Source organism: Paracoccus homiensis (assembly GCF_900111675.1).
GTDB lineage: Bacteria > Pseudomonadota > Alphaproteobacteria > Rhodobacterales > Rhodobacteraceae > Paracoccus > Paracoccus homiensis.
Map to the genome: position 1 here is coordinate 297,574 of NZ_FOHO01000004.1, position 22,645 is coordinate 320,218.

At 64.3% G+C, this 22,645-nt stretch carries 17 protein-coding genes; 3 read left to right on the forward strand and 14 right to left on the reverse strand.

What is annotated here, in order from left to right; all coding sequences use genetic code 11:
- Together BMX67_RS08180 and BMX67_RS08185 are read right to left on the reverse strand one after the other, a co-directional pair.
- The gene (locus BMX67_RS08180; protein WP_090733953.1) at positions 1-2,091 is read right to left on the reverse strand and encodes a hypothetical protein; all 2,091 of its coding nucleotides are present in this window, start codon (positions 2,089-2,091) and stop codon (positions 1-3) included.
- Positions 2,092-2,199: 108 nt separating this feature from the next.
- A complete protein-coding gene (locus BMX67_RS08185; RefSeq protein WP_090733954.1) occupies positions 2,200-5,475 on the reverse strand; it encodes a putative sodium/potassium/calcium exchanger in 3,276 nt (1,091 codons plus the stop codon).
- 558 nt (positions 5,476-6,033) lie between these two features.
- Between BMX67_RS08185 and BMX67_RS19855 the strand changes: the two genes are divergently transcribed.
- Both BMX67_RS19855 and BMX67_RS08195 read left to right on the forward strand, forming a co-directional pair.
- A complete protein-coding gene (locus BMX67_RS19855; protein ID WP_090733956.1) occupies positions 6,034-6,735 on the forward strand; it encodes a helix-turn-helix transcriptional regulator in 702 nt (233 codons plus the stop codon).
- Positions 6,713-7,219, forward strand: coding sequence for a hypothetical protein (locus BMX67_RS08195; protein ID WP_090733957.1), 507 nt, complete (start codon positions 6,713-6,715; stop codon positions 7,217-7,219). Before BMX67_RS19855 ends, BMX67_RS08195 begins: the two co-directional genes overlap by 23 nt.
- On the opposite strand, the gene BMX67_RS08200 is transcribed toward BMX67_RS08195, so the two are convergent.
- From BMX67_RS08200 to BMX67_RS08240, 9 genes are all read right to left on the reverse strand, one after another.
- Positions 7,216-8,796 carry a hypothetical protein gene (locus BMX67_RS08200; RefSeq protein WP_090733959.1) on the reverse strand — a complete coding sequence of 527 codons (1,581 nt, stop codon included), beginning with the start codon at positions 8,794-8,796 and terminating at the stop codon, positions 7,216-7,218. The two genes, BMX67_RS08195 and BMX67_RS08200, sit on opposite strands and share 4 nt — an antisense overlap.
- An 88-nt stretch (positions 8,797-8,884) precedes the next feature.
- Entirely contained in the window at positions 8,885-9,283 is a 399-nt protein-coding gene (locus BMX67_RS08205) for a PaaI family thioesterase (protein WP_090733960.1), read from the reverse strand.
- The gene (locus BMX67_RS08210; RefSeq protein WP_090733961.1) at positions 9,283-10,359 is read right to left on the reverse strand and encodes an acyl-CoA dehydrogenase family protein; all 1,077 of its coding nucleotides are present in this window, start codon (positions 10,357-10,359) and stop codon (positions 9,283-9,285) included. The genes BMX67_RS08205 and BMX67_RS08210 overlap by 1 nt, the downstream gene beginning before the upstream one ends.
- Before the next feature lie 5 nt (positions 10,360-10,364).
- Entirely contained in the window at positions 10,365-11,549 is a 1,185-nt protein-coding gene (locus tag BMX67_RS08215; protein ID WP_090733963.1) for an acyl-CoA dehydrogenase family protein, read from the reverse strand.
- A gap of 4 nt (positions 11,550-11,553) precedes the next feature.
- On the reverse strand, positions 11,554-13,644 hold the full coding sequence (locus tag BMX67_RS08220) for a 3-hydroxyacyl-CoA dehydrogenase NAD-binding domain-containing protein (protein ID WP_090733965.1): 2,091 nt from the start codon (positions 13,642-13,644) through the stop codon (positions 11,554-11,556).
- A gap of 11 nt (positions 13,645-13,655) precedes the next feature.
- Entirely contained in the window at positions 13,656-14,843 is a 1,188-nt protein-coding gene (locus BMX67_RS08225) for an acetyl-CoA C-acyltransferase (protein ID WP_281249165.1), read from the reverse strand.
- Positions 14,844-14,845: 2 nt separating this feature from the next.
- Entirely contained in the window at positions 14,846-16,375 is a 1,530-nt protein-coding gene (locus tag BMX67_RS08230; RefSeq protein WP_217645811.1) for a class I adenylate-forming enzyme family protein, read from the reverse strand.
- Positions 16,372-18,330 (reverse strand): TRAP transporter permease, encoded by a 1,959-nt coding sequence (locus BMX67_RS08235; RefSeq protein WP_090733968.1) that lies wholly within the window; start codon positions 18,328-18,330, stop codon positions 16,372-16,374. The genes BMX67_RS08230 and BMX67_RS08235 overlap by 4 nt, the downstream gene beginning before the upstream one ends.
- Before the next feature lie 74 nt (positions 18,331-18,404).
- The gene (locus tag BMX67_RS08240; protein ID WP_090733970.1) at positions 18,405-19,544 is read right to left on the reverse strand and encodes a TAXI family TRAP transporter solute-binding subunit; all 1,140 of its coding nucleotides are present in this window, start codon (positions 19,542-19,544) and stop codon (positions 18,405-18,407) included.
- A gap of 218 nt (positions 19,545-19,762) precedes the next feature.
- On the opposite strand from BMX67_RS08240, the gene BMX67_RS08245 reads away from it, so the two are divergent.
- Positions 19,763-20,539: an IclR family transcriptional regulator gene (locus BMX67_RS08245; protein WP_090734066.1), complete on the forward strand. Its 777-nt coding sequence runs from the start codon at positions 19,763-19,765 to the stop codon at positions 20,537-20,539.
- A 6-nt stretch (positions 20,540-20,545) separates the two neighbouring features.
- On the opposite strand, the gene BMX67_RS08250 is transcribed toward BMX67_RS08245, so the two are convergent.
- The 3 genes from BMX67_RS08250 to BMX67_RS19860 form a co-directional block, all read right to left on the reverse strand.
- Positions 20,546-21,181: a 3-oxoacid CoA-transferase subunit B gene (locus tag BMX67_RS08250; RefSeq protein ID WP_090733972.1), complete on the reverse strand. Its 636-nt coding sequence runs from the start codon at positions 21,179-21,181 to the stop codon at positions 20,546-20,548.
- Positions 21,178-21,843 carry a 3-oxoacid CoA-transferase subunit A gene (locus tag BMX67_RS08255; RefSeq protein ID WP_090733973.1) on the reverse strand — a complete coding sequence of 222 codons (666 nt, stop codon included), beginning with the start codon at positions 21,841-21,843 and terminating at the stop codon, positions 21,178-21,180. The genes BMX67_RS08250 and BMX67_RS08255 overlap by 4 nt, the downstream gene beginning before the upstream one ends.
- Positions 21,844-22,068: 225 nt before the next feature.
- Positions 22,069-22,644, reverse strand: coding sequence for a VPLPA-CTERM sorting domain-containing protein (locus tag BMX67_RS19860; RefSeq protein ID WP_090733975.1), 576 nt, complete (start codon positions 22,642-22,644; stop codon positions 22,069-22,071).
- Between the last annotated feature and the right edge of the window lies 1 nt (position 22,645).

Here is a 22,645-nt window from a genome sequence, read left to right on the forward strand (position 1 = left end):
TCAGCCCAGCATCGATTGCATCACGTCCAGATTGGCCGCGTTGTCATGGTTGATCGTGGGCGTGATCTGGGCGTGATCTTCGGCTGCCGCCGTCATTTCGGCCGAGATGAAGGCCGCAATCGCCTCATTCGTCAGCCCGGTCATCTTGACGCCATCGGGCACCGCGCCTGTATCGAACAGTTCGGCCTGATGGATCAGCGCATCATCATAGACCTTGCCCGCCGTCATGATCGTGGAATCGACGCCGATATCGTTCACATTGGCTATGTTGATCAGCGCGTTCGATCCGGCGACCAGCTTGACCTCGGCCTCGAACTCGTCGCGCAGCTTGGCAAGTTCCAGCGCGATCTGATCGGAATCGCCGATGATATTGGTCTGTTCGAAGATATTGACCTTGATCAGGTCGCCGTCGATCTGCAGCGCCCTGAGCGCGCTTTGACCGGCGAACATCATGTCGTCGACGACATCGCCGGCGACCTCATTCATGCCATCGGCCAGATCTTTTGCGGCCTTCGCGAAATTGTCCTTCATCCTGGTCGCGGTATCGATGCCGGTCTTTTGCAGACTGGCCTTGTTGTACAGCAGATTGTCGGCCAGCGACTTGCCCGCATCATCAATCAGGCCGATGCCGCCGGTCGTCACCTCATCGGAATCCAGCAACACATTCGTCTGCTTGACGATGGTGGCGTCGGTCATGTCACCCGCGACGAAGATCACGTCAAAGGCGTAGCCGATCTCATTCAGGACCGTCGTGTTGTTGGCCGTATTTTCGCCCAGGCCGATGCTGGTATAGCTGGCCGTCAGCGTGACCTCGGCCCGGTCGAAATCGGTGATATAGGTGATCTGCTTGACCCAGTTATACTGGATCAGGTTGCCCTCCAGCCGATACAGGCTGACGCTTTCGGGGGCATCATCGCCCTTGGTGGCCAGCGGACCCGAGGATTTTTCGACGATCTCGGCAACGTTGTAGCCTGCGGAAGTTCCGGCAACCGCCTTGCCATCAATCCGGTCATGTTCGACCAGCAGATTGACCTGGCTGATCGCGTCCAGCTTGGTCAGATCGCCGCTGACCACGATCACCGGCGCGTCGATCCAGGCGGAACCGACAGCGACCTCGTTGATCAGCGTATTGGCCCCGGCCAGCACGGCATTGCCGGTCAGACCTGCCGCGCCATTGTCATGTCCCGGAATATCCTTCGAGATATCGTGATCATCAGGCCGATTGACCGTGCCCGTGTCATTGATGCCGGATGTGGTCTTGATGATCGTCTCGCCATCACCGGCGGCGATTTCATCATCCTCGTCGCTGTTCTTCTTGCCGCCCTTGTCGGCATCGGGTTCATCGGGGCGCAGATATTCGGGCAGGACATCCTTCCAGTCCACGATCTCTTGGGCCGATTGACCGTTCACGGTGACCCCGACCGTGGCCTGACCCTCGACACGGAAGATCACCGTGCCATCAGGCAGTTCCGACAGGTCCGGGCCGTCGGCCATCGCCTTGATCACATGATGGACCGGTTGCGTCCAGTCGGTGCCGCTGATCGTCAGGGGAAGATCGAACCCTTCCAGTTCGGCCGCGATCTGGACGGCAATGTCCAGCACGGCCGTTAGGGTCGAGATGCTGTCGAAATCGGCGCCCAGCCCATCCAGCAGCAGATCGTTGTCATCCATGCTGATCAGCTGGATTGTAACAACGGCGACGCTGCCGGGGCTGGGCGGATCCAGATCGGCATCCGGTGGCGAAACCGGCGCGGCGCCACTGCCCGGCGGGGCCTGAACCGCGATATCCATCGCCGGCAGACCGACCACCGGAAGCGGCGCGGGAATATCGATCAGGGGATAGACCGCCTCGGGGGTCAACTGGCCGTTGCCGGGGGGGATGGGCTGATAGTCCAGTTCAGGATCGAAACCCTCGGGAACCAGCAGCGCCTTGATATTCACCTGGGTGAACTGGCCGGGATCATCCTCGGCCTTGTCGGGCTGCTTCCACTGGAATTTGGCAAAGTCGGGGCGCTGCCGCGCCTCTTCAACGAGCATCTCGAACAGTCCGATGAACCGCGTGATCGCCTGCGTGGCAGCATCCGTCATCATGATTGCACCATGTCTACTCGCTGATCATGGCACGAACCGAAAGCGCCACGATGATGAACTCAACAGAAAACGGGGCCGGCACGTGCCGGCCCCGAAGCTTGGTATGGATCAGCTGTCGTCCTCGCCCGCATAGGTCGAGCTGAACGAACCGCCGACGACATTCATGTCGACCGTGTTGCCCAGGACGTTCGCGCCCATGACGATGTCCATGTTGAACGCCGCCTGGTCGACCGCCGCCGCGGCCGAGGCATAGGATTCGCCGGTCACGATGCCGTCGTCCCCATTGCCCGAACCCCAGCTGCCGGCATCGCCGCCTGCACCGCCGGCACCGTTCGTGGCCGCGCCGCCGGCGCCACCCATCACGTCACCATTGGATGCGGCACCGCCGGTGGTCGCACCACCCATCGCTGCGCCGCCCGCACCGCCGGTCGCGGTCGCAACCGCATCGCCGGACATGCCGCTGGTTGCTGCGACGTTACCAGTTGCCGCGCCATTGCTGGTCGCTTCGCTGGTCGCATCGCCTGCACCGGCCATCCCCGACGTCTGGGTCGTATCGACATCCGAAGTGGACTGGGCCAGGGCCTCGGCTGCGATATCGGACAGGCCGCCATAACCGCCGTCGCCATCGGCATAGCCGCTGGTCGTGCCGGTTGCGGTCGAGTCGGTATCCGAGGATGCCGCCCCGCCTGCGCCGCTGCTGCCCGTGGCCGTAGCGGTGTCGGCGCTGCTGGCCGTTCCGCTGGAGCTGCCATTGGCATCACCACCGGCGCCGCCGGTTGCATCGGACATGGCCGAACCGGTGCCGCTTACATCGGCATCGTTCTGCGCCGATCCGCCGCCGCCTGCGCCGGACTCGCTGTCCGTGCTGCCGGTGCCGGTATTGGTCGCGTCATTGTCGGCCATGCCGCTGCCTGCCGCGCCTGCACCGGATTCGCTGTCGGTGCTGCCGGTGCCGCTGTTGCTGGCATCGTCATCGGTCGTGGCTGCACCCGAACCGGCATCGCCGGAGGCTGCGCTGGCGTCGCCCGTGGCCGAGCCGCTGGCATCGTCATCGGTTGCCGCCGAGCCCGAACCAGCCATGCCGCTGGTGCCGGTGCCCGAGCCCATTCCCGACGAGCTGTTGGTATTGGCCCCGGTCGAGGATGTCCCCGCCCCTGCCATACCGCTGGTGCCGGTCGAGGTACCCGTGCCGGTGCCGTCAGCCGAACCCGTGCCGGTCGCGGTGCCCGAGGCGTCGTCATCGGTCGAGCCTGCGCCCGCCGTTGCATCGCCCGAGGTGCCGGTTCCCGTGCCCGTGCCGGTGCCGGTATTGGCGCCCGTCGTGCCGGTGCCACCCGCGCCGTCACCACCGGTATTGGTCGAGGTGCCGGTGCCCGTGCCGGTGCCGGTCGAGGTGCCCGTACCGCCGCCGGTGCCCGTGCCGGTGCCCGTTGCCGGACCCGCGCTGTTGTCACCGTCGCCAGCCGTGCCGCCCGATCCGTCGGCATCGCCATCCGCCGTCGCGGTGCCCGAGCCCAGGCCGCCAGCCGTCGCAGTCGATGTCGCATCGGCATCGCCATCAGCGTCGCCGCCGTCACCGGAAGCCGAGGCCGAGCCACTGCCGTCACCCGTGCCGTCGCCACCGGCGTCGGTATGGCTGTCAGCGTCACCCGATGCATCGGTGTCCGAATGCAGGTCGCCGTCGCCGCCATGGCCTTCGGCATCGGCTTCGGCATCGGCCTTGCCTTCGCCTTCCGCCTCGACATAGCCGCTGTCGCCGTCGCCGCCTTCGGCGTGGCTGTCAGTATCGGCATCGGCTTCGGCATCGACATCCGAGTCGGCCTTGGTCTCGACATCGGCGTCCGAGTCGACACGGCCGCTGTCACCGCCATCGGCATCGCTGTCGGCTTCGGCCTCGCCTTTGGCTTCGCCGGTGCCTTCGGCATCGACCTTGCCGCTGTCGCCGCCATCGCCATCAGCATCGCTGTCGGTTTCGGCATCCGCCTTGGACGTGTTCTCGGAATCGGCATCGCCGCTGTCGCCACCGTCGCCATCGGCGTCGCTGTCGGTTTCGGCTTCGCCCTTGACCTCGACATCGCCGTCGATATCGCCGCCATTGCCGCCGTCACCCTCGCCATCGCCTTCGGCTTCGGCTTCGGCCTTCACATCGACATCGCCGTCGATATCACCGCCATGACCGCCCTCGGCTTCGGCTTCGGACTTGCTTTCGCTGTCGACATCGCTGTCGGAATCGGCCTTGGTGTCGCCGCTGTCGCCACCATTGCCATCGGTATCAGCCTCGGCCTTGGTGTCGCCCTTGTTTTCAGCCTCGACATCGGCATCGCCGCTGTCGCCGCCTTCATCATCGGATTCGGCCTCGGACTTGGTTTCGGTTTCGCTTTCGTTTTTCGAGTCAGCGTCACCGCCATTGCCGCCCTTGCCCTCGACATCGGACTCGTTGTCCGAATCCGCCTTGGACTTGACCTCGGCATCATTGTCGCCGCTGTCGCCGCCATCGCCTTCGGCCTTGGATTCGACATCGCCGGCATCCACCTTGTGGCCCTTGGCCTCGACGCTGCCGGTGCCACCGGTCTCGCCGCCTTCGGTGTCGGTATCGCCGCTGTCGCCGCCCTTGGCGTCGGCATTGGCCTTGCCGCCCTTGGCCGTGCCGCCTTCGGCATCGCCGCCGGTGCTTTCGGCATCGCTGCCACCCTTGCCACCGTCGGAATTGACCGAGATGCCTTCCTCGGCACGCGCCTCGCCGCCTTCGGCATGCGCATCCTGATGGAAGTCACCGTCATTCGAGACTTCAGGGTTTTCCAGGCGGTCGTTGTCTTCGAAGGCAATCGATTGCGGATTGACCACGGCGGCATCATTGCCCCCGCCGAAGGTCGCGCCGGTCAGAATATCGCCAAAGGACGAGTCATGCCCCGGATCGTAATCGACATTGCCCTTCGCGATCAGAACGTCGCCGGTTTCGCTGTTATCCAGGTCGAAATCGGCAAAGTCGTCGTCGGACGGCAGGGTATCCAGACCGACATCAACGCTGACATCCACGTCAACATCCACATCCGTGTGGCTGTCGGAATCGCTGGTCGAGCTGCTGGAGCTGTGGGCATCGCCCGAACTGGTGCTGTCCGAGTCGCTGTCACTGCTGCTGTCGGCATCGCTTTCGCTGTCGCTTTCAGACGTGGCCTTGCTGTCGGATTCGGATTCGGCGTCTGCATCCGCATCCGCATCGGCGTCAGCGTCGGCATCGGCATCGGCGTCAGCCTCGGCATTACCTTTGCCGTGATCCTTCCCCTTGGAATAATCATGCTTGACGATCGAGGCTTCGGATTCGTCCGTGCCTTCGCCAGCGGCCTCTTCGATGTCGAAGATGAAATTATTATTACGGCTGTTCATTGCGTCCTCACTTCGATAAAGCAGTTCGCCTTCCGCCAGTCATTTCCAAAGCGAAAATGGCCCCTGCAGGTTTTCGTTGTCAGGTGAAATTCCCGTGCGCCCGTAAAAATGGTCGCCCTTTGTACAGATAACCCCCTTCCCCAAGCCCGAGCGTCGTCGGGACCAAGGCTGGATGACCTGACATTTCGCGATGGATTCGCCGGGTCGACCGTGCCTCAGGGGTCCAATCCTGACACCGAGGCACCGCTTCGTGTATCCGCCGAAAGGGACCTGACCCTAGGCACAGCGGTGTATAGTCCCTTTGGGTCGGGAGGCGTATTTCCGAGAAAAGCAAAAATCACACCAGATTTCGCAACCGTTCCCATGACTTGCCGCGAAGCGTCGCACAAGGCGCGGCAATTGACGAAAACGTAAGCTTTTTCAATATGTACGCATAAATCGATAAAACTAGAATGGGTTAACGATTGGCGTTAAGCTTGGAACTAATCCAAAGGCGCGGAGACGCCGTTTATAGTTTTGGTGCAGGTGCACTGGTTTCTTTGGTGGAGGGTTAACAACATGTCCTGGGAAAAAACAAAACATGATAATTTATCACAAGAAAGGGATCCAGATAACATAATCGCACTAATAGGGAATCAGCTTCATTTTTCGGATAACCTGATAAAGCTGATGGACCGGGAACTGGATTGCGTCGAAGCGCGGCGTTTTCCTTCCGTCGAGGCGCTGTGCACTGCAGGAATTGCCCCGAAGGTCATCGTAATCCACATCACGTTGGCGGCGGCCGATTCGGTCGACTTGCTGCGGCGGCAATGCCCGGATGCGATGCTGGCGATCTCGGGGAACGATGCCGCATTGGTCGCGGAACTGAATATGGCCGGCGCGGGGACGCCGATCAGCCTGCTTCAGATCGACGCACAGATCGACGTGTGGTTTTCGGTGCTGCGGCTGATCCTGTCGGGGCACCCCTATATCCCGGTGGCAAATTGTCCGGCGCCCAGCCCGCGCCGAGTTACACCACCGCAACAGCATGGCACGGCGCATCTGACCCCGCGCGAATTGGAGATCTTGCCGCTGATCGCGCAAGGGGCGCAGAACAAGACGATTGCCGGTCAGCTTGGGCTGTCAATTCACACGGTAAAACTGCACAGCCATAATATCTTTGCCAAGCTTGGTGTTTCCAACCGGACCGGCGCGGCAAACTGGTATCTGTCGCAAATGGCCGAAGGCGCAAGGCAAGATGTCAGAACGGGATCACGATAAATCCGGCGATTTCAACGATTTCCTGCTGAAGATCGGCAGGTTGAATTATAGCTGGACGAATACGGAAAGCCTGCTGATCCATTTCATCGCCGGATTGGCAGGCTGCGACAAAGAGGTCGCCGTGGTGATCTTTCTGACCCTGAACACCTCGCGCGCGCGGCTGGATCTGGTCGAGCGTCTGGCAAAGATGCCCGGCATTCCGCCGGAACAACGCGACGCGGTTCTAGAACTCTGCCGCGACATGACCAAGCTGTCGGCGCTTCGAAACCGCTATAATCACTGCATTTATGCGTTCGACCCGGAAAATGGCAGCACCCGGGCCATCCTGATGCGGATTGCCGACCGCAAGACAGATATCCGAATGGGCCAGTCGAACCCGATCGACGAGGATGCCCTGAACGAAATCGACGACACACTGAGCCGGCTGACCGACCTGAACGCCCGCTTCTGGGCCGTCGCGCGGCAGTTCGACTATCCGCTTTAGCGCCCGCCCGGATCGGGATAGGCCCAGCCCGATGTCGCCGACCGCCTGCCCTGCGCGTCCAGGCTGACCACCCGCCAGCGCATGACCGGCATGGGCAGCAGCATTGCCGACAGCGTCGTCTGTGTGGCGCGCGGCTGCGGATCATGGGCACCCTGATACTGCACCTCGTATCGCGAAGGGGCGGCGCCGGGGCCATTGCGCCAATGCAGCACCGTCTGCCCGTCGGCGAACAGATCGTGGCGGGCAGGTATCGGCGCCGCGACCGCAGCGGGCACCGCGACCACCTCAGCCAGTTCCCGCAGCCGCGCCTCGGCGGCCTTGATGCCAAGTGCCAGACTGTACCATGCCTGCGCGCGTTGCAGATCCTGCGGCACGCCCAGACCCGCCTCGTAGATCTGGCCCAGAAAATGCGCCGCACGCGGGTTGCCCAACAGCGCGGCACGTTCATAGGCAATCGCGGCGCGGTCCGGCTGGCCGATCAACGCCTGCCGAAGAAAGGCATCCGGATCGGGGTCTTGCAACACCGTCGCCACGGGGACGAAGGCGGGGGCGGGGGCAGATTGTTCGGCCACCGGGGCGGTCTCGGCCACGGGGCTTGGCGCGGGCGGCTGCGTCACCGGCGGCGGGGTTACAGGCGGTTGTGGACCCACCCCCGCAAACCACAACCCCGCAAAGGCCACAGCCAGCCCCGGAAACCAAAGCCAGCCCCATCGGCGGGGGCGGGCGGGTTCCACCACCCGCGCCTCGGCCATCAATGGCACGGCCCTTTCAGATGTCGGCGGGGGCGCGACGGGTTTATCGGGTGCGCGCCAGGGTTCTTCTTCGCCGGCGGCTATCTCGGTGAAATCCATGTCCAGCAGGCTGGCGCGCAGAAGGTCGGTATCCACGGCCGCGCGTCCGTCGCGCGCCGCCTCGAACAAGGCACGTTCCGCGAAATAATCGATAAAACGCGGAACGCCGCCCGACAGGTCATACAGGGCCCGCGCCGCATCGGGCGAAAAGGGCAGTCCATCGCCCGCCTGCAGACAACCCGCCCCCACCAGTCGATGCGCCAGATAGGCAGGCACTTCATCGACCGTCAGCGGTGGAAGGTGGATCTGATCCGACAACATCCCCGCCAATGCAGGCGGGATCGCAGTCGTTTCGTCCTGTGCCAGCAAGACGATACTGCGCATCGGCGTGGGGTGACATGCCTGCCGCAACGCTATGATCTGGTCGATCTCGGGCCCGGACAATCCCGGCAGATCGTCGATCAGCAGCAAAAGCTCTGACCCGCCCGCCGGGTCGGTCTGTCCGACAATTTCCTGCAAGCCCCGCGTCAGATCCCTACCGCCGGACAGTTTGATGATCTTCAACGAACTGCGGTTGCCCAGTCGCGCGATCAGGGCCTGAACCAGCATCGTCTTGCCGCTGCCCGAGGCACCACGGATCAGCACGATCGCCCGTTTCAACGCCACCGCGTCGATCAGAGATTGCAGCACCGTCCGGTGGCCCTGTGACAGAAACAGCCCGGCCGGATCGGGCGCGTCACGAAAGGCGCGGCACAGGTCGGTCGAAAGGCGTGTCTGGATCCCCATCAGGACGCACCAACTCAGTGACAAGAAACTGGCTATACAGTCCCGTCAGTATGGTCGGACGGCTGTGTCCTGTCCACGCCGGGTGCGACTATCCCTTGCGAAGCACCCGAAAGGTCGCGTTGCCTGTGGCCAACAACCGACCGTCCTGATCGCGCAGCTCGGCCTCGGCGAATTTCAGGCTGCGGCCCCCGCCGACCACACGCCCGACCGCCGTCACCAGCCCTTCGCTGGCCCCGGCGACAAAGGTCACCGACAGGGTCACGGTCACGATACTGGCCTCGATATCGCCCAGTTCCTTGCGGATTGCGACGCCGCAGCCGTTATCCAGCAACATCGACACGAAGCCGCCATGCAGCAGGCCGACGCGGTTCAGATGCTGCGGCCCGATATGCAGCGAACATGACGGCAGATCGTCGATCGAGGACCGATAGCCGACCAGATCCCCCGCGCCGGAAATATCGACGACCAGCTTGTCCTGACCCGTCATCACGCCGCCTTCGGCTGGCTGGCGATCAGTCGCAACACGTGGTCGTTGTGATCGCCAAGCTGGTGGTCGATCATGATCAGACGCTTGGCGTAATGTGCGCCGGGATATTCCCAGGTCATGCCGATGCCGCCATGCAGCTGAATCGCCTCTTCCGCGACCCTGGTGCCCATGCGACCGATCAGGTTCTTGGCCATCGACACCTGACGCCCCCGGTCCGGTCCGTCAAAGCGTGCCGCGGCGGAAATCGTGATAGAACGGCATTGTTCCAACTCGACCATCATGTCGACCACGCGATGCTGCAAAGCCTGAAAGCTGCCGATGCTGCGCCCGAACTGTTTGCGCTGCTTCAGGTAATCGACGGTCATGTCGATCAGGAAATCCATCGCGCCGACCGCCTCGGCGCACAGCGCGACGCGGCCCAGATCCAGCGCCGCTTCGATCCAGTCCGCGCAGTCGGGCGACAGGCATTCGGCAGGCAGATCGTCCATCACCAGATCGGCGACGCCACCTCCATCGACCATCGCGGCCGGGATCAGTTCGGGCGCGGCGGCCAGAAACAGCCCCTGCCCCTGCCCGGTCTGCGCCACGATCAGCAGATGCTGCGCGCCGGGCGCGCCATAGATTGCGGATTTTCGCCCCGTCAGTTGCCAGCCATCAGCGGTTTCCTGAGCCCGCGCCTCGATATGTTTCAGATCGCAGGCGACCTGCGGTTCATAGACGGCCAGCGCGATGCGACCCTCGCCGGCGATGATCGCCTGCGCAAGATCATCGCGACCTGCCCGCGACAGAAGATGCAGCCCCATCAGCGCGCCCAGAACAGGCTCGGCGCACAGCCCGCGGCCCAGTTCCTCGAAGATCACGCGCACATCCTCGGCGGTGCCGCCGAAGCCGCCCTGATCTTCGGTCAGGAACGCACCCAATATGCCCAGTTCCGCAAGCCCGGCCCAGATTTCGGGCGCGTGGTAGGGCGCGGCATAGGCCGCCCTGCCCCGCGTTTCGATGTCGTAATTATCCGCCAGAAACCGGCGCAGCGTATCCGACAGCATCTGATGATCTTCGGTCAGATTGAAATCCATGTCGGTTACTCCCGGAACAGTTCTTTGGCGACGATGTTGCGCTGAATCTCGTTCGATCCACCAAAGATCGACAGCTTGCGATGGTTGAAATAGACCGGCGCCGCGCGGGCGGATTCCGCCGGGACCACGCGTTCATTATCTGACAGGTCATCGGGCTCGGGCGCGGCATGGGGGCCAAGCGCGGATCGGTAAAGTTCCTGCAATGCCTGCCGGATCTGCGTGCCCTTCAATTTCAGAAGCGAGCTTTGCGCCCCCTCGGCCGCGCCGTCACGCGCATTGGCCAACATCCGCAGATTGGTGATACGCAAGGCTTCCAGTTCCGCCTCGATCTCGGCGGCGCGGGCGGAATAGACCGGATTGTCGGCGATGGACCGCCCGTCGCGCCGCAACTGGCCGGACAGTTTCCGGAACCGTGCCAGATCGCGGGCCGAAAAGCCCACGCCCGCGATATTCGTCCGCTCATGCGTCAGCAGGTACTTGGCGATGGTCCAGCCCTGATTTTCCTCGCCGACCAGATTTTCGACCGGCACCCGCGCATCGGTGAAAAAGACCTCGTTCACCTCATGTCCGCCGTCGATCAGGCGAATGGGACGCATCTCGACACCGGGCGTGTCCAGATCGACAAGAAGGAAACTGATGCCTTCCTGCGGCTTTCCCTCGGTCGAGGTCCGCACAAGGCAGAAGATCTTGTTGGCGTGCTGCCCCAGCGTGGTCCAGGTCTTTTGCCCGTTGACGACATAGTCGCCCCCATCGCGGATCGCGCGGGTTTTCAGGCTTGCCAGATCCGAACCGGCGCCCGGTTCGGAATAGCCCTGACACCACCAGTCGGTGCCATCCAGAATGCGCGGCAGGATCGCGCGGCGCTGATCCTCGGTCCCGAATTTCAACAACACCGGCCCCAGCATGTTCAGGCCAAAGGCGGGCAGGCGCGGCGCGCTGTGCAGGGCGCATTCCTCGGCAAAAATATGGCGCTGAACCGCGTCCCAACCCGGCCCGCCATAATCGACCGGCCAATTCGGTGCGGCCCAGCCCCTTGCGTGCAGGATTGCCTGCCATTGCAGGGTTTCTTCCTTTGTCAGCTCCTTGCCGGCATCGACCTTGTCTGCGATCTGACGCGGAAGATGATCGGAAAGAAAGCTGCGCACCTCGTCGCGAAAGGCCTTCTCGGCCGGGCTGAATTCCAGATCCATCGGCTTATTCCTTGTTCAGATCGGCAAAGCTGCGCCCGGTATCGGCCAGTTGGCGCAGAAGATCGGGGACCTGCCAGTAATCGGCATCCTCGGTGGCATAGCCTTCAATCCGGGCGACCAGTTCAGCGGCCCCGATGCGGTCGGCATGGTTCAGCGGACCGCCCAGATGGCGCGGAAAGCCATAGCCGAACAGGAACACAGCATCGACATCGATGGGACGCAGGGCGATCCCCTCTTCGACGACGCGGGCCGCTTCGGCGATCATCGCGGTCATGTAGCGGGCGACGATTTCGTCCTCGGCAAAGTCGCGCGGCGTGATGCCCTTGCGGTCACGTTCCGCCTGCACGATGGTCAGCGCATCCGGGTTGGGCTGACGGGGACCGGCCCCCTCATACAGGTAATAGCCGCGCCCGGTCTTGCGCCCGAACCAGCCCTGTTCACAGATCCGGTCCGCAATCTCGACATAGCGTTCGCTGGCGGGACGGGTCGGCGCCTTGCGTTTCCGCGTGGCCCATCCGATATCCATGCCTGCCAGATCACTGACGGCGAACGGGCCCATCGCAAAGCCCACGCCTTCCAAGGCGCGGTCGATCTGTTCGAACGAGGCGCCGTCTTCCAGCATGTAATCGGCAACCTTGCGGTAATGCGCCAGAATCCGGTTGCCGATAAAGCCGTCGCAAACGCCCGACCGCACGGCGACCTTCTTCATCCGCCCGGCAAGATCGAAGGCCGTGGCGACCGCATCGGGCGCGGTCTTGTCGGCCACGACCACCTCCAGCAGGCGCATCACATGCGCAGGCGAAAAGAAGTGAAGCCCGATCACATCCTGCGGGCGCGACGTTGCCGCCGCGATCCTGTTCACATCCAGATACGAGGTGTTGGTGGCCAGGATCGCCCCCGCCTTGCAAACGCCATCCAGCCGCGAAAAGATGTCCAGCTTGACGTCCATATCCTCGAACACGGCCTCGATCACCAGATCCGCATCGGCCAGCGGCTCAACCCCGACACCGATCTGCAACGCATCCAGAAGCCGTTTGCGGGTCGCGGCGTCGATCTTGCCGCGCTTCACCGCACCGTCCAGATTCCTGGCGATATTGGCCTGTGCGGCTTCGGCCCGATCCTGCGCGGTTTCGATCAGCGTAACGGAAAGCCCCGCCTGCAACAGCGCGGTCGCGATACCGACGCCCATGGTGCCGCCACCGATCACGCCGACGCTGTTCAGTGTGCGGGGCGTGGCCTCGGCCTCTGGAATGCGGCGGACGGCGCGTTCGGCCGCGAAGGCATGAATCAAGCCCTGACGGTCATCGCTTTCCATCAGTTCAAGGAACAGGGCGCGTTCCTTCTGCAACCCCTCGGCCAAGGGCAGCCCGGCATGGCCGATCGACTGCGCCGCCTTGATCGGGGCCTGCAGCGCGGGGCGACGGGCCTGCAATTCGGCGATGGTCTGGTCCAGCACCGCCTGATCGATCTGGGCCGAAATGTCGCCGGTGCGGCGCGGGGTCAGCTTGCCGTCCAGAACCGCATAGGCCGCCGCGCGGGCGACCTCGGGCGGGGTGCCTTCGGCCAGAAGATCGGCGACGCCCAGATCGCGCGCCTCTTCGGCGTCGATGAACTTGCCCGTCGTGATGATGTCCAGCGCACTGCGCAACGCGACCAGACGCGGCAGACGCTGGGTTCCGCCCGCGCCGGGCAGCAGGCCCAGCTTGACCTCGGGCAGTCCGACCTGGGCCCCCGGCAGGATCACGCGGGCATGGGTCGACAGCGCCAGTTCCAGCCCGCCGCCCAGGGTCGTGCCGTGAAGAACCGCGATGATCGGTGTTTCGCTGGCCTCGATCCGGTCGAACACGTCCGGCAGACGCGGCGGAACAGGGGTTTTGCCGAATTCGCGGATATCGGCGCCCGCCGAAAAGCAGCGCCCCTCGCCGTAAAGCGCGATCACCTGAATATCGGCATCGCCGTCAAGTTCGGTCACCGCGTCCAGCAACGCCTGACGCACGGCGGCACCCATGGCGTTGACCGGGGGATTGGCAATCGCGATCAGCCCGACGGGGCCTTCACGGCGGATGGTGACGACAGGCTGGTTCTGATCTTTCATCGCGTTTCTCCTTACCCGACCCGTTCGATGACCATGGCGATGCCCTGCCCCACGCCGACGCACATCGACAGGCAGGCATAGCGGCCACCGCTGCGTTCCAGTTGACGCATCGCCGTCAGGATGATCCGCGCGCCGGATGCCCCCAACGGATGACCCACCGCGATCGCGCCGCCATTCGGGTTCAGGCGGCTGTCGCCCGGATCAAGGCCCAGTTGCTTGCAGCAGGCCAGAACCTGACTGGCAAAAGCCTCGTTGATTTCGATCAGGTCCATATCAGCCAGGGTCAGGCCCGCGCGTTCCAGCGCCTTGGGCACCGCAAAGCCCGGCCCGATGCCCATGATCCGCGGCGGGACGCCCGCGATCGCGCCCGACACGATCCGCGCCCGCGGCTGCGGTCCCAGATCGCGGCCACCGATCAGCAGCGCGCCCGCCCCGTCATTCACCCCCGAGGCATTGGCCGCCGTGACCACGCCACCTTCGAACAGCGGCTTCAGCGAAGCCATCTTGTCCAGGCTGGTATCGGGACGCGGATGTTCGTCGGCATCGACCACGGTGACGGCACCCTTGCGACCTGCAATCTCGATCGGGTGGATCTCATCCTTGAAAAAACCCTCGGCCCGGGCAGCTTCGTATCGCTGCTGGCTGGCATAGGCATAGGCGTCGCATTCGGCACGGGCGATCTTGTAATCGGCGGCCAGATTGTCGGCGGTCTGCGGCATGGTGTAATCACCGAATTTCCTGCCGAACTCGCGATTGGGAAAGCGCGTGCCGATGGTGGTGTCATAGACCTCGGGCTGGCGGGCCCATGCGCTGGCGGATTTTGCCATGACGAAGGGCGCGCGGGTCATGCTTTCGGTGCCGCCCGCGACATACAGATCGGCCTCGCCTACCGTGATCGACCGCGCCGCGTCCAGCGCCGCCGCCATGCCCGAGCCGCACAGCCGGTTCACGGTCAGCCCGCCCGCCGTTTCGGGTGCACCCGCCAGCAGGCCGATGAAGCGCGCCACATTGCGACTGTCCTCGCCCGACTGGCAGACATTGCCCATGATCACATCCTCGATCCGGTCGGTCGGCAGATCGGATCGCGCAATCAGCGCCCGCGTGACCTGCGCGGCCAGATCATCGGGCCGGATGCCCGACAGGGCACCCGCGTGGCGGCCAAAGGGGCTGCGCAGCCCGTCATAGATATAGCCCTGCAACATCAATGCGTTTCCTTCTCTTCCAGCTGCGACCTGAAATGATCCAGCAGCTTGCTTTTCAGAATTTTTCCCGTGGCGGCCTGCGGCAGCGCCTCGGCGATCAGTATGCGCGAGGGCACCTTGTAGGGCGCCATCCGGGCACGGGCCCAGTCGCGCAGTTCATCCTCGGTGACGGGTGCGTGGGTGGTGACGAATGCCGTCACCTCTTCGTCGCCCGGAACGGCGCGACCGACGACGCCACAGATGGTGACGGCGGGATGGTCGGTCAGCACGGCCTCGACCTCGGGCGGATAGACGTTGAAACCCGACCGCACGATCAGCTCTTTCAGGCGACCGACCAGATGGACCGCGCCGTCCGGGTCCTGCCGGGCCAGATCGCCGGTCCGCAGAAATCCGTCGGCCATGACCGTCTGCGCGGTCGCGGCGGGGTTGCCGTAATAGCCCTTCATCACATGCGGGCCACGGGTCCATAATTCGCCGACGCCGTTTTCGTCAGGCTGGTGAATGGTCAGTTCGGTCCCCGGCACCGCGACACCCACGGAACTGTCACTGCGGGGCGCATCCATGCGCGTGACGGCGATCCCGGGCGAGGCCTCGGTCTGGCCATATCCATTGTGCAGCACCAGTCCGAACAGCTTTTCGACCCGCTGCTTCAGCCCCGGATCCAGCGGCGCGCCCCCGGCATAGATATAGCGCAGGCTGTCGGTGCAGGGTGCCTGACCCTGGGCATTCAGATGCTTCATCAGGGCCGCGAAGATCTGCGGCACGGCGGGCAGGATCGTGACCCCGCGGGCCAGCTGATCCAGCACCAGTTGCGCGTCGAAGCGCGGCATCATCACCAGCTGCGATTGCTGCGCCAGCGCGCCCAGGATCACCGAGGTCAGGCCGAAGATATGCGTGCCCGGCAGGACCGCCAGCGTCACGTCATCGACGGTGATCCGGCGCAGTTGTCGCGCGACATCGGACATGAACAGCAGATTGCGATGGGTCAGCATCACGCCCTTGGGTTCGCCGACAGTGCCGGTCGTGTAGATCAGCACGGCGGTCTGGTCGGGCCCGTCCTCGACCGGCTCCGCCACCGCATCGCGGATCGGCAGCACACGCAGATCGCCGCAATCCAGCGCCCCAAGCGAAACCGCGCCCAGGCGTTCGGCATGATCCGCGGATGCGGGCGACACCTCGGGGGTAAAGATCGCGCTGCGGATGCCGGCGACCTGTGCCAGACGGTCGACCTCGGCCGCGGTCAGGCGCGCATTGACCAGCAGCGCCCAGGCATCCAGACGGCTGACCGCCATCACCGCCGCCAGATAGGTCGCGCAGTTCTCTGACAGGATCATCACCCGATCGCCCGCCCGGATGCCATGCGCCTGCAACCGCGCCGCCATCTGCCGGGACAGGTCCGCCATCTGGCCATAGGTCCAGGCCCGGCCATCGGCATCGCGCAGCAGCCTGCGATCCGGCCGTGCCTGATCCAGCAGATCGTGAATGCGCCGCAGATCGGGAACGGCCACGGATTGGGACTGATCGGTCATGCCCGCACCTCTGTCAGATGTTGCGATTTGCTGCGCCATGCCACCAGCAGGGGCAGTGCCGCCAGGGCCAGACCCAGCGCCGCCGTCGTGCCGAAACCGACGCCCGCGAAGGGCATGGCCGGCATGGCGATGAAGAACCCGCCCATCGCCAGCATGGTCCGCAGCAGATATTGCCCGCGCCCGGCCAGCGGCCCCAGACAGATCACATAGCCCTGCAACCCCATCCCGATCAGCCCGACCCCAAGAAAGGCACAGCTGACCGCAACGAACACCTCGGTCGCGCCGGCATTGCCGATCAGCGAAGGGTTCAGCACGAACAGGAACGGCACCAGATAGATGATGCTGCCCAGACGCATCGCCTCGAACCCGGCGCGCATCGGGCTGGTGCCCGCAAGGCTGGCCGCCGCATAGGCCCCAAGTGCGACCGGCGGCGTGATATAGCTGACCATCCCCCAGTAAAGAATGAACAGATGCACGGCCAGACGGTCCAGACCGCCTGCCTCCAGGGCGGGGGCAAGAACGATGGCCAGAAAGATGTAACAGGCCGTCGCGGTCATCCCCATGCCAAAGACAAAGGCCGTCGCCGCGCCCATCAACAGCAGGACAAAGACATTGTCGCCCGCGATGAACAGCAGTTCGTTGACCAGCGTGCCGGCCAGTCCGGTGGCCGAAAACGCACCCACGATCAGGCCGATGCCCAGGATCACGGCGGTCAGTTCGGCCAGGCTGGTGCCGATGCCCAGAACGATGTCGGCCAGCTTGCGCAGCGTCATGCGGTGGCCGGGCATGAACTGGTTGATGACCAGAAGCAGCAGAACCGAATAGAAGGGTGCGGCGGTTTCCTGACGCAGCACGACCATCATGAAGATCAACAGCCCGAAGACCAGCACATAGGGCCAGCCCTTGCGCAACGTCTCGCGCAGGCGCGGCACCTCGGACCGCTCCAGCCCGCGCAGGCCCCGGCGGGCGGCATAGGCGTCGATCTGGGCGAACAGCGCGAAATAGAACAGCGCCGACGGGATCGCGGCTGCCAGTGCGATCTCGGCGTAAGGCATCGACAGGAACGACGCCATGACGAAGGCCGTCGCGCCCATGATCGGCGGCATCAGCACCCCCCCGGTCGAGGCACAGGCCTCGGTCGCGGCGGCGGTGCGGGCCGAAAACCCGGTCCGCCGCATCGCCGGGATCGAGACCACGCCCGTCGTCAGCACGTTCGAGATCACGCTGCCCGACATCGACCCCATGAAGCCGCTGCCAAAGATCGAGACCTTGGCCGCGCCGCCGCGATACCGGCCCACCAGACCCAGCGCCAGATCGTTGAAGAACGCGCCGCCGCCGGTCTGCTGCAACACCGCCCCGAAGATGATAAAGCCGATCACCACGCCGCCAAAGGCCTTCATCGGAATGCCGAAGATGCTTTCCGATGAATAGACATGGTAGGAAAACGTCTCGCTCAGCGTGCTTTGAAAGCCCGAAAACGGCGCAGGCACATAGCCCGCAAAGCTGGGATAGAAGGCCAGCAGCGTGACGATGATCGCCAGAACCAGCCCCCCCGCGCGCCGCGTCCCTTCCAGGACCAGCGCGGCGAACAGGAAGGCGACCCATTGCGCCTGGGGCGGGGCCGCAAATTCCCAGCCCTCATTGACGTTCTGCATCGCCGTGGCCGCAAGGTAGCCACCCGAACCAAGGGTCAGCGCCGCCAACACCCAATCCAGCAGGCCGGCAGGCTGCATCCGCCGACCGCGAAGGTCAAAGACCAGAAAGGCCCCGGCCAGAAACAGCGTCGCAAGGATGTTCAGATAGCGACCGTCCAAAAGGACGATCCCGAACAGACGCAGATTGAACAGCTGATTGACGACCAGCAGCAGCGCCGCGACGGTCAGAAGGATCAGCGCGACTTCGCGCCCACCCAAGGTTGCCCGAGATTGCCGATCGGGGGCATCACCTGTCTGCATCTTGGCCTCCTCTCCAAGACTGGAAGGGATGCGGCGGCGACCACCGCATCGTCACGCGTCGGGATCAGGCCCGTTCAGAACACGACCTGCAGGCCCGCATCGGCCAGCGCCTTGCGCCGCGCCTTGGACCAGGCCGCGTCCCAGTCATCGGGGTTTTCGGAATCCAGCTTGTCCCACGCTTCTTTCAGCACGGTCTGACGGCGGATCAGGTCGTCGTTATGGGTCTGCGCGGCGTCGCTCCAGACGCCTGCCTCTTTGAAATAGGCGATGGCGCCGTCGTGATAGGGCACGACCCATTCGAAATTCTGCCGATCCAGATGCCAGCCCGAGATACCGGGAACCTTGTCCTGATATGCGGGGAACAGCTCGACCATGGCCTTGGTCATGTTATAAGCCAGATCGCCGTCGGTCTGGGCCATCGCGATCAGGACCGGATAGGGATAGGCCGCGCCATCCACCGCCTCGCCGCCGTCAAGGCCCGCGCCGACCGTCATCTTGGTGCGGGCAAAGAACGGCGCGACGGCCTGCATCCGGGCCAGCGCCTCGGTGTCGTCGGGATCCATCACCGGCCATGTCAGGCCGCGCGGGGCCGATGCCGCCTCATAGGCCGGGCCGCTGTTGGTCGAGGTAAAGACCGCATCGACCTGCCCGTCGATCAGCGCCGACCAGGATGCGCCATAGCCACCGAAATCGACGCGTTCCACGTCGTCCCAGCCCAGCCCGGCATAGGCCAGATAGGCTTCCATATTCACGTTCAGTCCGGGCGCGCCCGCGATATAGGCGATGCGCTTGCCCTTCAGATCGGCATAGGTTTCGATGCCCAGATCGCCCGCCACGGCCACGGACAACCCGATTTCACCGCCGTTATTTGCCAGCAACAGCCGGATCGGCTGCGGCCCCCATTTGCGTTCGCCGAACTCGAACGCACCTTCCTGCGCCATGAAGCTGCCGCCAACGCCGGTGGCCGAGAAATCGACCCGGCCCTGCCGCAACGGCTCGGTCCGCGAAATGTCGTTCTTGCCCGGCAGCACACGCAGGCTGGTGCCGGTGGCCTTCTGCAATTCGCCCCCGATCGCGACCGCCTGATTGAACCCGGCCGAGCCGGTGTCATAGGCCGTCCACGACATCTGTCGCGGCAATTCGATATCCTGCGCCTGTGCGGCGCTGCCAAGGATCACGGCGATCCCAAAGGCGGCATTTCTGGCCAGTTTCATCCTGTTCCTCCCCTGCCGCGCCCCTCCTCGGCCGCGGGTCCAGTTCTGCGGACAAACTGTCCGCATAGCGAAACAACTATTCACCGGGGCGTTTCCTTGTCAATATGGCGGGGCGGAAAATCGTGGCTGCACCGCAGCATGAAAATGCTGTTCGCTGTGCGAAACATTCCTTACAGGGCCTGACGGGCCGCCCGAACGTGCTACAAAGCGAAATGGACATGACGACAGAACCCGAAGAAACAGATCGCCAATTCGTGACCGCGCTGGCCCGCGGGCTGGATATCCTGGGCTGTTTCCGGACCGAGGATCGCTATCTGTCGAATCACGTGATCGCACAGCGGACCGGGCTGGCGCGGCCGACCGTGTCGCGGCTGACCTATACGCTGATGAAGACCGGGCATCTGCACCGGCATGATGACAGCGGCGAATACCGGTTGGGACCCAAGGTCCTGCAACTGGGCTTCGGGGCACTGGCGGGCGTCAATCTGCGCGAACGCGCCGATGAGGTCCTGACCCAGCTTTGCAGCGGCCCCAACCCCTATCTGACCATTGCCCTGGCCGAACGCAGCGGCATCCGCGCCATCTATGTCGCGGCCCGCAGGCAACGGCAGGCGGTATCGCTGTCGATCGATGTCGGGGCACGGTTGCCGCTGTTCTATTCCGGTATCGGCCGCGCCATCCTTGCGGGCATGACCCCGGCTGAACGCGACGCGGCGCTGGCACAGGGGATCGAGGAATTTCCCGATCAGCGGGACCGCATGACCGAAAGCCTGGCCGAAGCCCTGACCGATTTCGAACAATACGGCTATTGCACCAGCTTTGGCGCGTGGAAGCCCGAAATCAACGCCATCGCCGCCCCGATCCGGTCGCTGGATGGCAGTTCGGTCTATGGGCTGAATGTCGGCGGGCCCTCATTCCTGGTCTCTGCCGAAGAACTGCACAGGACCTACGGCCCGCGTCTGCTGCGGGCCGTGGCCGAACTTGGCGGCACCTGAAACCGGCTAGGTCAGGATGGGGGCGCCAGTCAGGGCCTGAACCTGATCCAGGCTGTTGCCGGGGGTCAGCTCGATCAGGCGAAACCCTTCGGGGGTGACGTCCAGCACCGCCAGATCGGTATAAACGCGGCTGACCACGCCCAGACCGGTCAGCGGATAGGTGCAGCGTTCCAAGAGCTTGGGGCTGCCGTCGCGACTGACGTGCCGCATCATCACGAAGATCGTCGGCACACCTGCCGCAAGGTCCATCGCCCCGCCGACCGCCGGGGGATAGCTGTCGTCCAGCGTCGCCCAATTCGCCAGATCGCCGTTCTGCGCGACCTGATAGGCACCCAGCACCGCGATATCGATATGCCCGCCCCGCATCATCGCAAAGCTGTCGGCCTGTTCGAAATACGAAGCCCCCGGCGCGGCGGTGACAAAGCGTTTGCTGGCGTCGATCAGCTCGCAATCCTCCTGCCCCGGTGCGGGGGTCGGCCCGACGCCCAGGATGCCGTTTTCGGAATGATAGATCACCTCGCGCCCGTCAGGGACATGGGCCGAGACATGGGTCGGTTTGCCGATGCCCAGATTGACATAGGCCCCGTCGGGAATGTCGCGGGCGACGCGGGCCGCCAATTCGCTGTCGGTTCTGGATTTCATGGCCGCACCCCGTATTCGGTCAGTGATTGCACAAAGATGCCGGGCGTGCCGACGGTTTCGGGGTCCAGGGGCTGTGTCGACAGATGCCGCACCTCGGCGATGGCGTGACGCGCGGCGGTGGCCATGACCGGGTTGAAGTTCCGCGCCGTGACGCGATAGCGCAGATTGCCCCAGGGATCGCCGGCCTCGGCGCGCAGCAGCGCGAAATCCGCCGAAAGCGGCGCTTCCAGAACATAGCCCCTGCCGTCGATGACCCGCGTTTCCTTGCCCTCGGCAAGGCGCGTGCCATAGCCGGTCGGGGTGAAGAAACCGCCAAGCCCGGCCCCCGCCGCCCGCATCCGTTCCGCCAATGTGCCCTGCGGCACGACCTCCAGCGCGATCTGACCGGCCTCGTAGCGCCGCTCGAACCAGACCGACCCCGGCGAGCGGGGATAGGAACAGATCACCTTGGCGACCCGGTTTTCCTTCAGCAGCCGCCCGATACCGGTGTCCCCTGCCCCGGCATTGTTCGAAATCACCGTCAGCCCGGTCGCGCCGTGATCCAGCAGCGCGTCGATCAGCCCGAACGGTATGCCGGATGCGCCGAACCCGCCGATCATCACCGAGGCGCCATCGGTAATCGGTGCCACTGCCCGCGCCAGATCGGGCACTGTCTTGTCCATATTCTCCCCCTTCTCAGAATTGCGGCGACGGCGCCCGCAATCGGGCGCGACGGTCGCGCGGCAGAACCTCCCTCCTGCCGTTTTCTGCACAGCATGCAGATCGCGACCGGCTTGTAAATCGCTTCGTCGCAAGGGGCGCGGGCGGGCGGGCCGTGCAGGCTGACGCAAAAAGAAGCCGGGGCGCGGGATGTCCCCGCGCCCCGGCACCGAACCCTAGTGGGCCGATCAGGCCCGGCGACGACGGCGCATCAGACCCAGCGCCCCCAACCCCAACAGGATCAGCAGACCGCCCGCAGGCAGCGGAACCGCCGCGGGCGAACCCGTGGCCAGAAACGCGATCTCGTAATCGATGCCGTCCTGCAACATCGCGAAGGGATCGGCGCCCAGATCGTCGAAGAACGCCAGTTCCAGCGTCAGCGCCGAACCAAAGGCCGCAGCCAGATCCCCGGTCAGATCGCCGAAGACCAGGTTGATGACACTGTCATCGCCCAGACTAACCGAGGACAACAGCCCCGCCAGCACCGTTGCCCCATCCGAAAACAGGGTGAACGAGGCGTCCACCGTGGCGTAGGGATCGGCCGTTTCAAAGAACAGCACCAGATCCGAGGTCAGGTCGCCCTGAACCTCGATCCCGCTGGAATAGGTTTCCGCGCCGAAGATCAGAAGATCGGCGACGCCTTCCTCGACCAGCGCCGAGCCAAGCGCATAGGGCGCATCCAGAACCGGATCGGTGGTCGCGGCCATCGCCGGGGCGGTGGCCAGGGTCAGGGCCGTGATCAGGGCCGTTGCAAAGCGTTTCATC

Excerpts from the sequence above, each read along its gene's own strand:
- BMX67_RS08180 (WP_090733953.1), bottom strand. The coding sequence starts at position 2,091 with ATGATGACGGATGCTGCCACGCAGGCGATCACGCGGTTCATCGGACTG.
- BMX67_RS08185 (WP_090733954.1), bottom strand. The coding sequence starts at position 5,475 with ATGAACAGCCGTAATAATAATTTCATCTTCGACATCGAAGAGGCCGCT.
- BMX67_RS19855 (WP_090733956.1), top strand. The coding sequence starts at position 6,034 with ATGTCCTGGGAAAAAACAAAACATGATAATTTATCACAAGAAAGGGAT.
- BMX67_RS08195 (WP_090733957.1), top strand. The coding sequence starts at position 6,713 with ATGTCAGAACGGGATCACGATAAATCCGGCGATTTCAACGATTTCCTG.
- BMX67_RS08200 (WP_090733959.1), bottom strand. The coding sequence starts at position 8,796 with ATGGGGATCCAGACACGCCTTTCGACCGACCTGTGCCGCGCCTTTCGT.
- BMX67_RS08205 (WP_090733960.1), bottom strand. The coding sequence starts at position 9,283 with ATGACGGGTCAGGACAAGCTGGTCGTCGATATTTCCGGCGCGGGGGAT.
- BMX67_RS08210 (WP_090733961.1), bottom strand. The coding sequence starts at position 10,359 with ATGGATTTCAATCTGACCGAAGATCATCAGATGCTGTCGGATACGCTG.
- BMX67_RS08215 (WP_090733963.1), bottom strand. The coding sequence starts at position 11,549 with ATGGATCTGGAATTCAGCCCGGCCGAGAAGGCCTTTCGCGACGAGGTG.
- BMX67_RS08220 (WP_090733965.1), bottom strand. The coding sequence starts at position 13,644 with ATGAAAGATCAGAACCAGCCTGTCGTCACCATCCGCCGTGAAGGCCCC.
- BMX67_RS08230 (WP_217645811.1), bottom strand. The coding sequence starts at position 16,375 with ATGACCGATCAGTCCCAATCCGTGGCCGTTCCCGATCTGCGGCGCATT.
- BMX67_RS08235 (WP_090733968.1), bottom strand. The coding sequence starts at position 18,330 with ATGCAGACAGGTGATGCCCCCGATCGGCAATCTCGGGCAACCTTGGGT.
- BMX67_RS08240 (WP_090733970.1), bottom strand. The coding sequence starts at position 19,544 with ATGAAACTGGCCAGAAATGCCGCCTTTGGGATCGCCGTGATCCTTGGC.
- BMX67_RS08245 (WP_090734066.1), top strand. The coding sequence starts at position 19,763 with ATGACGACAGAACCCGAAGAAACAGATCGCCAATTCGTGACCGCGCTG.
- BMX67_RS08250 (WP_090733972.1), bottom strand. The coding sequence starts at position 21,181 with ATGAAATCCAGAACCGACAGCGAATTGGCGGCCCGCGTCGCCCGCGAC.
- BMX67_RS08255 (WP_090733973.1), bottom strand. The coding sequence starts at position 21,843 with ATGGACAAGACAGTGCCCGATCTGGCGCGGGCAGTGGCACCGATTACC.
- BMX67_RS19860 (WP_090733975.1), bottom strand. The coding sequence starts at position 22,644 with ATGAAACGCTTTGCAACGGCCCTGATCACGGCCCTGACCCTGGCCACC.